A 10,679-nucleotide genomic window follows, 5' to 3' on the forward strand; every position below is an offset into this window, starting at 1 on the left:
GGCCCCTATTTTCAGCTATCCTAACTACAGGTGGCTGCCGTTCTGACTTTTTCCGAAGAATGCGCATGTTTGAGTACTTCGCCAGCCTGTTTACCATTGCCCCGCGAGCGCGCCTGCTGGCGGCTGCCGGCCTGCTGACCGGGGTCGGGTTGGGTACCCAGCTCCGTGCGGCCGACCCCAATGCCGGTCTCGCCGATCGCGTCCAAGGTCTGATCGTGCGGCTGGGCGACAACGATTATTTCGTGCGCGAGCGCGCCCAGGGGGAACTGGGCAAGATCGGCTTCGAAGCCTTCGACGCCTTGGAGGTCGCCGCCGAGAACGACGACATCGAGATTGCCTCGCGCGCCAAGGCGCTCGTGAATCAGATGCAAATCGAGTGGACCACGGCCGACGATCCGCCGGAGGTCAAAAAGCAACTGCACAACTACGGGCTCAAGGACGAAGCGGCCCACATCGCTCTTATCGCCCCCTTGGCCGAGATACCCGGCGACAAAGGCTTGCCGGTTTTGTGCCGGCTGGTGCGGTTCGACAAATCGCCAGTCCTCTCGAAGCTGGCCGCGCTGGCGATCATCGAACAGAAAAAGCCCGGGGCAGAGAGTTGGCCGGCCCGCGAAAAGACGATCAAGGAAGTTTTGGGCAACAGCCCGCGTGCTGCCGCCGAGTGGCTGCGGACGTACCTGGCCGCGCAGCAAGATCCCGCCGCGGCGATCGAAGCATGGGGCAAGCTGGCTGAGCTCGAGCAGCACGCGATGCCGCAGCACACACAGCCGCAGATCGTGTGTGCCCTGTGGCGGCAGCAGGTCGCCGTATTGCGGAAGCTTGATCGTCGCGACGAAGCCGTGGCCTCGATGATGAAGATCGTCGATCTCGAGGAAGGGCACAGCGAAACCTTGGCCGAACTGGTGCGCTGGCTGGTCGAGCAAGAGGCCTGGGACGTGGTCGACACCGTGGCAAAACGCTTTGCCGACCGCATCGACCGCGAGCCGATCCTGCTCTATACGCTGGCCCAGGCACAGCAAGTGCGCGGGAACGAAGCTCTCGCCCAGCAGACGGCCGAGCGCGCCCTGAAATTGAACGAGGGGAACTCGTTCGACAAGCTGGTGCAGCACGTCGAAGCCGCGCGCGAGCTGCAGCGCCGCGGCATGCTGAAGTGGTGCCAGCAGGAATACATGCACGTCATCTCGACCGGCGCGCCCGGCGATTTCATCACGCTTTTTGCCCAGCGTGGCCTGGCGGAGCTAGCACACGATCAGGGGGACGATGCCCTGGCGGCCAAGGTGTGGGAAGAGGCCGTGAAGGCCCGCGAAGCCAAAGAGAAGAACAAGGAAGGGGACGTTCAGGACCTGGCCAACCGCTTTGGGCCGATCGAAACGATGCGGGCGCGGATGCACTTCTTCAAAGCCTGTCGCTACCTGGCCGAGGGAAACACCGCCGAGCAGTTGGTCGAGCTGAAAGCCGGGCTGGAGGATGATCCGACTGAAATCGACGTATTGATCGCCATGTATCATTACCCGAATCTCGACGCCGAGCTGAAAGAAAAAACGCGTCGTTTGCTGAACGAATCGATCGAGTCTTTCCGCCGCGATATTCAGGAATCGCCGGATGACGCCACGAACTACAACCAACTGGCCTGGTTGATCGCCAACACCGAAGGTGACCCGCAAGAGGCGCGGCGCAACAGCGAGCGGTCACTGGAGATCATTCGCGCGCAGTCCGACGACAAGGAAGGGCGCTCGTCCGAGGCTGGCTATCTCGATACCTTGGCGCGATGCCATTATGCTTGTGGCGACCTGGTCCGCGCCGTCGAGACGCAGACGAAAGCCATCGAATTGGATCCGCACTCGGGCCAGATGCGCAAGCAACTGAAACTATTCAAGTCTGAGCTGGAGAAATCCGAGCGCAAGGGGCCGTAGGATTTCGCGAGGGAGGGATTTGCCCATGCGCCGCATCAGCGTTGGCGAGGCTCAATTCAACGTCTACGAGCGCGGGGCGGGTCCCGCGGTCGTCTTCCTGCATGGTTTTCCGCTGAGCCATTCGATGTGGATGCGCCAGCTCGACGAGCTGGGCGCGACGAATCGCCTGGTTGCCCCCGACTTGCGCGGCTTCGGGCGCAGCACGGTCACCGACGGCAAGGTCACAATGGCCCAGATGGCCGACGACGTGGCCGGCATTCTCGATTGTATGAACATTCGCCAATCGGTATGCCTGTGCGGCTTGTCGATGGGGGGCTACGTGGCGTTTGAATTTTGGCGTCGCCATCGCGATCGGGTGCGATCGATGATTTTGTGCGATACGCGCAGCCTGCCCGACACGCCCGAGGCGGCCGCCGGCCGGCACCAGACGGCGGACCGCGTCCTTGCCGACGGAGCCGGCGTGGTCGCCGAGGCCATGCTTCCCAAGTTGCTCGGTCCTCGCACGCGGGCGGAACAGCCGCTCGTGGCCGAGGCGGTGCGCGAAATGATCCTCGCCACCGATCCGCACGGGATCGCAGCGGCGCTGCGCGGCATGGCCGAGCGCGCCGATTCGACCGATCTACTGTCCAAGATTACTGTGCGAACACTGGTCCTGGTGGGGCAAGAAGACGCCATCAGCCCGCCGGATGAAATGCGCAAACTGGCCGGCGGAATTCCGCAGGCGCAATTCACGGTCATTCCGGGCGCGGGGCATATGTCGCCGCTGGAGAATTCGTCGGCGGTCAACGGCGCGATCGCGGCGTTCCTGGCCAACGAATTGCATGCGCGGTAAGCTGGCCGACCGCGCGATGATTCTTGCATAGCGCCGAGCAAGCTCGGCGGCTAACTTTAGATTTACTGCCCGCTGCCATCTGCCTCTGCCTGCTCTGGTCGGCCCTCCATGAACTCTGTCGAAACGCCTGCCTCGCTTGGTTATCGCATGCCGGCCGAATGGGAGCCGCACGCGGCGACCTGGCTGTCGTGGCCGCACAACCTGGAAAGCTGGCCCGGCAACTTTGACCCGATTCCCGGTGTGTGGGCCGAGCTGGTGCGCACCCTTTCGGCGCACGAGCCGGTACACGTGCTGGCCGGAGGGCCCGAAGTGCTGGCCCAGGCCCACGCGATGGTGGGCGACTTGCCGCAAGTCACGATTCACGACATCGCGACGAACGACGCTTGGACGCGCGATCACGGACCGATGTTCCTGCAAGGTCCGGCAGGCGCCGAACCGGCCCTTGTGCACTGGGGCTATAACGCCTGGGGCGGCAAGTATCCGCCCTTCGACCGCGACGTGCAGGTGCCGGCCAAGATCGCGCGCCTTCTCGGCATGCGCCGCTTCGAGCCGGGCATCATTCTCGAAGGGGGCGCGATCGACGTGAATGGGCTGGGCGCGGTGCTCACGACCGAACAGTGCCTGCTGAACCCGAATCGCAACCCGCACCTTTCGCGCGCCGACGTTGAGCGCTACTTGCGCGATTACGGCGTCGGCCGGCACGTGATCTGGCTGGGCGAAGGCATTGTCGGTGACGATACCGACGGGCATATCGACGAGCTGGCGCGTTTTGTCGGGCCGCGTACGGTCGTGACCGCGCTCGAAGACGATCCGGCCGACGAAAACTATCAGGCGCTGGCCGACAACCTGCGCCGCCTGCAATCGGCCGTCGATCAAGAGGGACGCCCGCTGGAGGTCGTCACGTTTCCGATGCCACGCGCCGTGTATTACGACGACCGCCGACTGCCGGCCAGCTACATGAATTTCTACGTCGCCAACGGCGTGGTTATCGTGCCGCAATTCGATTGCCCAGCCGATGCGGTCGCCATCGAGCGGCTCGCGCAGCTCTTTCCCGGCCGGCAGGTGCGTGGGCTGCGGGCCGTCGAGCTTGTCTGGGGCCTGGGCACCTTCCACTGTAGCACGCAGCAACAGCCACGCGCGATGAGCTAGTCGTCTGGCCGGTATCTGCCGTCGAGAAAATTTGCCACGGAGTACACCGAGAGCACAGAGTCGGAGCAGGGGTGAATCTTGCGAGCTTGCCTGAGGGCGATCGCGATCCAGCGATTTGCGTTCAAAAGAAATTCCCTCGGTGACCTCTGTGTGCTCGGTGGCTAATCGGTGCATGTTACTGGAACGAAGATCGACTAAAGACATGAACAAAGCCTTCGTTCGCGAACCGGAAGATACCGGGCAGCGACACTGCCCGCGCTGTGGATCGCTGGCTGTGGCGGCGACCGCGGAAGCAGTGCGCGAACATTTGGATGCTGCGGCGCTTGCGAACCTGTCCGAGACGGCCTGGTTCTGCCCCTTCCCACGCTGCGAGGTCGCGTACTTCGACACGTTCGAGCGCGTGGCCACGGTGGAACAGTTGCGATATCCGGTGTGGCCGAAGGATCTCGAGGCGCCCTTGTGCAGTTGTTTCGGGCTGACGCGCGACGACGTCGAGCAGGATATCCGCGAAGGAGGCGTGACACGCGTGCGGGCGACGGTCGAGCGCGCGAAAACTGCCGAAGCCCGCTGCCAGTCGCTGGCGCCCGACGGTCGTTCCTGCGTGGGCGAAGTGCAGCGCTATTACATGAAGCTACGGCAAGAAAGCGGACGGGCGTAGCCAGCAGAGCTCCGCCGCTTTACACCTGCGGCCGCATTGCGGATACTACCAGCCTGCGCGGTAGTCGCTACGCCCGGTGGTGGATTTCGAATCCCGTCACGAGAGCGGTCGTCTCGGGGCTTGTGCGGGTCTGCCGAACGTGTGCGCGGCGACCAGGGCTGGATCGCCCCCGCGTGGCTCATCGACGTTTGTGCGCCGGCAGCCGGCGCACGACCGCATGAAAGTTCCGAGGGAGCGCTTCGCCCATGGCACGGCTGTCGATGAACGAAATGACGACCTACCGCTGGTCGTTCGAAGAAGACGTGGCGCACTATAAGGCCGCGGGCATTCCGGCCATCGGCGTCTGGCGGCAAAAGCTGTCCGACTATGGCGAGGAGAAGGGAATCGAGCTGTTGGCCGAAAGCGGCCTGGCCGTGTCGAGCCTGTTGTGGGCGGGCGGCTTCACTGGCAGCGACGGCCGCTCATTTCGCGACAGCATCGACGACGCCTTCGAGGCCGTCCGCCTGGCGGCGATGATGCAAGCCGGCTGCCTGGTCGTCTACACCGGCTCGCGGTATCAGCACACGCACAATCACGCCAAGCGGTTGGCGCGCGACGCGCTGCGCGAGGTATCCGGTCTGGCCGCCGATCTGGGAGTGCAGCTGGCTTTGGAGCCGATGCATCCAGGCTGCGCCACCGATTTCACATTTCTTACGGACATCGACAAGACGCTGGAACTGATCGAGGCCGTGGGCAATCCGGCCCTGCGGATCGTGTTCGATACCTATCATTTCGGGCATGACGATCAGGTGCGGTCGCAACTCGGTGAGCTGGCCCCCCGCATTGCGATCGTGCATTTGGGCGACGGGCACGAGCCGCCGCAGCGCGAGCAGAATCGGGCCCGTCTGGGCGAAGGAAACGTGCCGCTGGCCGAAATCGTCGACGGCCTGGTTCGCGGAGGCTACAACGGCGACTACGACGTCGAGCTGATGGGCGAGGATATCGAAAATTCGTGCTACAAGTCGCTCTTGGCCGACTCGAAATGCGCCTTCGACCGACTCGTGGCGAGCTAGAGTTGTGCTAGTTCGTGCTCGTGCCGCGCCGGCTCGAAACTCGACGCACTCCGCCGCCGATCCGCGGCGGACCCTTGGCGAACCGCCTGCCACTTTGAGGACAGCCGTTTGATGCAATTTCGTACTCGTGCGATTCACGTCGGGCAGGAGCCCGATCCGCAGACCGGCGCCGTCATTCCGCCGGTGCACCTGGCGACAACGTTCGTGCAGCCGGGCGCGCACCCGAGCCTGGAGTTCGACTACTCGCGCTCCGGCAACCCGACCCGCAAGGCCTTCGAGACGACACTAGCTTCGCTCGAAGGGGGCACGCGGTCGCTGGCATTTGCGTCGGGCATGGCCGCCACGCATTGCGTGATGATGCTCTTGTCGCCGGGCGATCACGTCGTCGCGAGCGCTGATTTATACGGCGGGACGTACCGCCTGCTGCACAAGATTCTCGATCGCGCGCACGTGCGCGTGTCGACCGTGCCTTCGACCGATCTGGCGGCCGTGGCCGCCGCCTTTACGCCGGCCACGAAGCTCTTGTGGATCGAAACGCCGGGCAATCCGCTGATGTCGATCACCGATATTGCCGGCTGCGCCGAAATCGCGCATGCCCAGGGCGCTTTGCTGGGGGTCGATAATACGTTCGCCTCGCCGGTTCTCACCCGGCCGCTTGGCCTGGGCGCTGACGTCGTCATGCATTCGGCCACGAAGTATCTCGGCGGGCATAGCGACGTGTTGGGCGGAGCACTGGTCGTGCGGAATCGCGACCTGGGGGAACGCCTGTATTACATCCAGAACGCCACCGGGGCCGTGATGGGCCCATGGGACGCGTTTCTCTGTTCGCGCGGCTTGAAAACGCTCGAACTGCGTGTGCGCGAGCAATCGCGCACGGCCCACCAGATCGCCGACTCTCTGGCCGGCCACCCGCGCGTCAACCGCGTCTATTACCCGGGGCTATCGGGCCATCCGGGGCACGAGGTGGCCGTCCGGCAAATGGAGGGCGCCTTCGGCGCGATGCTTAGCTTCGAGCTGGCCGGTGAATTGGCGCAGGCCGCCGCGCTCGTGGAAAGTACGCACCTTTTCCGACTGGCGGTCAGCCTGGGTGCTGTGGAGTCGCTCATCGAGCTTCCGGCCACGATGTCGCATGCTAGCTATGACGCCGTCGCCCGACAGGCTTTCGGCATCACCGACGGTCTGATTCGCCTGAGCGTCGGCCTCGAAGCGTTCGAAGACCTGCGTGACGACTTGGAGCAGGCGATCAAGCAGGCGTTTGGCGAAGCGTGATCGCGGCAATTTCGCGCTCCGCATGAACGGGAACGATGCGACCAATCGGGCACGGCGGGCACGCCAGCCGGCTAATCGGCGGTCCCTTCTCGCCACCTTGCCAGCAACGCCACTTTGCGCGTCCGTGAATTGGCGGGCTTTGGCGAAATTTTTCCGGTCGCGATGAGTTTAACGTCAAGTTGCCACAGCGGCCCGTCCGATACCCTGGCTGTTAAACGACAGTCTCGCTGCTAGCACGACGGCGATTTCGTGCAGCTGGCCATGAAGGTGAGCGCGATGAACGAGCGGTTCGGGAAGTTTGCGTCAAGCATGATTGCATCGGTCGCGGGGTTGGCGATCGCGCTCGTGGCGGACTCGCTGCACGCGCAAAGCCGCTCCTACGACGAGCTGCCCGACTATCAACGCGCCCCCACGCAAAACGGCAACTGGCGTTACGACAGCCCGCGAGGTGCGGAGCCGCGAGCTGCACAAGCGGACGATGAGCGGCCGGTAGATCCCCGGCGCTACGAGACGGTCAACCGCGCGCGCCCCCGTTATCAGCAGCCGCCGCGTCGCATGCCGCCGGCCGAGCGTCCCTATCGCGACGGTGACGAGCGACAAGCGAGCAACGATCGCGGTCCGCGACTGCCTGATCGCTATGCGGCGCCCGAGCAACAGCCGCGAGACGATTATCGCCGGCCGCGCGACGGCCGACCGGCGGTCGACAGTCACGAGTTTCATGATCACGGCACCGACGAACACGCCGGTCATGACCACGCGCCGCGCGGGCCACGTCGCTATGACGACCAGGTGCAGCCGGTTGGCTACCAGTGGCGCGCCTCGCGCGAGCAGGCGCAGCGGGCGAAACTTTCCGAGGCTCCGGCCTACCGGCCAGGCGCCGAGAGCGGCGCCGAAAGCGGTCCCAACCTTGGCGTGCTGCCCAAGCGCGATTTGCTCGACGACACGCCGCGAATGGCCGCGCGACCGCGATATCGCCCCGCATCGACGATGAATCGGGAATACGAGCTGCCGCCAGCCGGTGCTCCGCAGCCGCAAGCCGAATTCGTGCCGGGCCCGAGCGGTGGCAATACGACGTATTATCCGAACGGCGCGCCCACGATGACCTACCCGCCGCAAGCGGGTGGCAACTTCGTTCCCGGCACGTACGGCGATGATGGGTTCGCGCCGGGTGGCGGCATGTCCGGTGGCCCCGATGGTTTTAGCGACGGCTACGACGACGGCGGCTATGGAGCGGACGGCTGGTACGACGATGGCGGACCGGTGACGTACGACGAGTATGGTCGTCCGCTGTATCTGACACCGTGCCCTTATTGTGGACAGTGCTGCGGCGGCATCAGTTGTCATCACCGCTGGCTCGACGAGTCGTCGGTGTTCGCCGGCGTACACGCCTTCAAGGGCGGACTCGACCAGGGACAAAACGGCAACTTCGGCTTTCAGGAAGGCGTAAACTTCGCGGGCGCCCTGTGGCATCAATACGGTATCGGTTACCAGGTCGGTGCGCAGTTCGTGCAGAGCGACCTTTCAGGCACGAACATCGCCAACGCGTTCAACAACTCGCGGCAGCAGTCGTTCCTCACTTTTGGCTTGTACCATCGCCCGCGATGCGGCCAAGGCTTGCAAGGCGGAATGGTGTACGACTGGCTCGACGATCGATTCTACACGCGGGCCCGCTTCGAACAGATCCGCGGCGAAATCAGCTACATCTTCGCCGGCGGCAACGAATTCGGTTACTGGGGAGCGTTTGCCACGGGGGCGAACCAGACGCAGACCGTTAACGGCGTGCTGTTGAGCTTCAACTCGGTGAACATGAACGCGTTCTTCTATCGCAAGAACTTCGCCAACGGCGATCAATTCCGCATCTGGGGCGGCTTCACCGATAACTCGGGCGGCCTGCTCGGCGCCGATCACCGCATCCACATGTCGAACCGCTGGGACTTGATGGGCGGGTTCAACTACCAGATCCCGGACCAGGGGAAGGATGGCGGCGGCCCGACCCAGGAATCGTGGGGCCTGGCACTGAACATCGTCTGGTACCCGACGCGCGAACCCTGCGGCACGCACAACGGCCCGTTCCGCTCGCTATTCAGCGTGGCCGACAACAACTGGCTGATGATCCGGCAGAAGTAGTTTGCACAACGTGCAACCGGCCGATGCAGTGTGATGTAATGCCGCGCCGCTTCGTGGCCGCGGCGTTGTACGCGATGCACTCCCTTGCTGGCGCTGCGGGCTAGTGAGGGCGTTTCAGGCTCGCGGCGACGAGCGCCAGTCCACCAAGCGCGGCAAGTACCAACGTCGCAGGCTCTGGCGCCGGAACGACGGCGATTCCTCCGCCGCCGGTGGTCGACCTGAGCAGTGGACCGGCCCCGTGCGTGGCATCGGAAACGATGGTTCGATTGCCGGTCACGGGATCGACAGCCCACACGCCGCCGGCGTCCCACTCGTTCAACAGGATGGTTCCGTCGCCAGCGATGGCAAGGCGGTATTCCTGGTAGAATGGATCGCGCGTCGGGAACTGCGGCCCGGTCCCGACCGAGTTACTCGTGACGATCGTTCGCGCTCCGGTGACCGGATCGATACGCATCACGCCAGCCGTCAAACCGCTAGTAACAAGCAATTGACCGGCCGGGTCGACCGCGACATCGGACGGTGCCGTCAACGCCGGCCCGCTGCCAGCGGTCACAAATTTTGGAATAAAGCTGGTGCCTGATATAAGCGTGCGGTCGCCGGACGTCAGATTGACGCCCAGGATGCAGTTGCTGTCTACCGGATCCAACTGTGTTTGTGCCAAAGCGACATAGGCCTCGTTGCCGATAATAGCAAACCCACCAGGCTGCCCGGGCCCGCTGTTGAATAAGGGGCCGGTACCATTGGCGACGAAATTGGTTTGCAGTGTCGTCGCGTCGAACCCCCAAAAGGTACCTTCGGTGAAGTAGATCTCATTGTCGACCTGATGAACGCCCGTCGGCAGAAGCGCTGGCTTGATGAGCGTCCGGTCGCCCGTCGCGGGATCGATCCGTTCAATGCCCTCGAGAAGGTCTGCCACGAGCAGGGATCCGTCGGGCGCGATCGCGACGGCGTCCGGTGTCGGCATCGGTACGCCGGTGCCGATCGTTTGATCGGAAATGATCGTGCGATCGCCGGTCACGGGATCGATGCGGACCAGCCCATAGTCGTCACCGCCGCCCGGCAGCGCCGGCAGAATATCGGCTGTAATGACAATGTCGCCCGGATGCAGAACCACGGCCTGAGCCATTTGCGGTAGCGCGACTAGAAGCAGTAGCACCGCAATCGCTAAACCAGTTCCTCGGAAGCTTCGCCCGGTCCGCTCTCTGTCCACTCTCATCAGCTGCTCCTTCGTCCTGTTCGAAAGTCAGAATCAATTGATGGCGCTCAATGGCCGGCTGCACCTCTCGGATGGCGCAGCATTGCGGGTAGAGGAACCTCGACCCGTGGGATCGCCGGAGAGAAGAATGCGATCACGGAAAGATCGCGATCATCCGGCTTATTGAGCGCTCAGTAGCGTGCCCCGAAAGAACTTATTAGTAACCCACAGGCTAATTAAGCCGACCGCACTTTGCAACTGCCGAACGCGGAACGAAGCAGCTCGCTGACACGCCCTTCGAGAAGCCGCTAGTCGTTGAGGCCTGAAGACTTGCTTTTGGCTGAGACCGTGTTTTCAAATTGCATGAATCGATGAAAAACGTTACGACTCCGCCGTCTTGGTTCTCAAGTCAAGGAAGACGGAGCCGTAACGATGTGCGCGAATTATCCCAGCGACCTGACGGACGAACAATGGCAATTGATCC

General features: G+C 63.6%; 8 protein-coding genes. 7 read left to right on the forward strand and 1 reads right to left on the reverse strand.

Annotation, left to right across the window (positions count from 1 at the left end; genetic code table 11):
• Nucleotides 1–65: 65 nt before the first annotated feature.
• The 7 genes from VHD36_08700 to VHD36_08730 all read left to right on the forward strand — a co-directional run bounded on the left by VHD36_08700 (nucleotide 66) and on the right by VHD36_08730 (nucleotide 9,000).
• Nucleotides 66–1,913 carry a hypothetical protein gene (locus VHD36_08700; protein HVU87388.1) on the forward strand — a complete coding sequence of 616 codons (1,848 nt, stop codon included), beginning with the start codon at nucleotides 66–68 and terminating at the stop codon, nucleotides 1,911–1,913.
• Between the two features lie 25 nt (nucleotides 1,914–1,938).
• Complete coding sequence (locus tag VHD36_08705) at nucleotides 1,939–2,745, forward strand: alpha/beta fold hydrolase (GenBank protein ID HVU87389.1); 807 nt, start codon at nucleotides 1,939–1,941, stop codon at nucleotides 2,743–2,745.
• Between the two features lie 108 nt (nucleotides 2,746–2,853).
• Nucleotides 2,854–3,894, forward strand: coding sequence for an agmatine deiminase family protein (locus VHD36_08710; GenBank protein HVU87390.1), 1,041 nt, complete (start codon nucleotides 2,854–2,856; stop codon nucleotides 3,892–3,894).
• 202 nt (nucleotides 3,895–4,096) lie between these two features.
• Nucleotides 4,097–4,552: a hypothetical protein gene (locus VHD36_08715; protein ID HVU87391.1), complete on the forward strand. Its 456-nt coding sequence runs from the start codon at nucleotides 4,097–4,099 to the stop codon at nucleotides 4,550–4,552.
• 245 nt (nucleotides 4,553–4,797) lie between these two features.
• Nucleotides 4,798–5,604, forward strand: a complete 807-nt coding sequence (locus tag VHD36_08720) for a sugar phosphate isomerase/epimerase family protein (GenBank protein ID HVU87392.1) — start codon at nucleotides 4,798–4,800, stop codon at nucleotides 5,602–5,604.
• A 111-nt stretch (nucleotides 5,605–5,715) separates the two neighbouring features.
• Nucleotides 5,716–6,873 carry a PLP-dependent aspartate aminotransferase family protein gene (locus VHD36_08725; protein HVU87393.1) on the forward strand — a complete coding sequence of 386 codons (1,158 nt, stop codon included), beginning with the start codon at nucleotides 5,716–5,718 and terminating at the stop codon, nucleotides 6,871–6,873.
• Between the two features lie 276 nt (nucleotides 6,874–7,149).
• The gene (locus VHD36_08730) at nucleotides 7,150–9,000 is read left to right on the forward strand and encodes a DUF6666 family protein (GenBank protein ID HVU87394.1); all 1,851 of its coding nucleotides are present in this window, start codon (nucleotides 7,150–7,152) and stop codon (nucleotides 8,998–9,000) included.
• Nucleotides 9,001–9,100: 100 nt separating this feature from the next.
• On the opposite strand, the gene VHD36_08735 is transcribed toward VHD36_08730, so the two are convergent.
• A complete protein-coding gene (locus tag VHD36_08735) occupies nucleotides 9,101–10,216 on the reverse strand; it encodes a hypothetical protein (protein ID HVU87395.1) in 1,116 nt (371 codons plus the stop codon).
• Nucleotides 10,217–10,679: the final 463 nt, after the last annotated feature.

Source organism: Pirellulales bacterium, assembly GCA_035546535.1.
Taxonomy (GTDB): Bacteria; Planctomycetota; Planctomycetia; order Pirellulales; family JACPPG01; genus JACPPG01.

What these genes read in the sequence shown, in the direction of transcription:
- VHD36_08700 (HVU87388.1), top strand. Translation starts at nt 66, where the DNA reads ATGTTTGAGTACTTCGCCAGCCTGTTTACCATTGCCCCGCGAGCGCGC.
- VHD36_08705 (HVU87389.1), top strand. Translation starts at nt 1,939, where the DNA reads ATGCGCCGCATCAGCGTTGGCGAGGCTCAATTCAACGTCTACGAGCGC.
- VHD36_08710 (HVU87390.1), top strand. Translation starts at nt 2,854, where the DNA reads ATGAACTCTGTCGAAACGCCTGCCTCGCTTGGTTATCGCATGCCGGCC.
- VHD36_08715 (HVU87391.1), top strand. Translation starts at nt 4,097, where the DNA reads ATGAACAAAGCCTTCGTTCGCGAACCGGAAGATACCGGGCAGCGACAC.
- VHD36_08720 (HVU87392.1), top strand. Translation starts at nt 4,798, where the DNA reads ATGGCACGGCTGTCGATGAACGAAATGACGACCTACCGCTGGTCGTTC.
- VHD36_08725 (HVU87393.1), top strand. Translation starts at nt 5,716, where the DNA reads ATGCAATTTCGTACTCGTGCGATTCACGTCGGGCAGGAGCCCGATCCG.
- VHD36_08730 (HVU87394.1), top strand. Translation starts at nt 7,150, where the DNA reads ATGAACGAGCGGTTCGGGAAGTTTGCGTCAAGCATGATTGCATCGGTC.
- VHD36_08735 (HVU87395.1), bottom strand. Translation starts at nt 10,216, where the DNA reads ATGAGAGTGGACAGAGAGCGGACCGGGCGAAGCTTCCGAGGAACTGGT.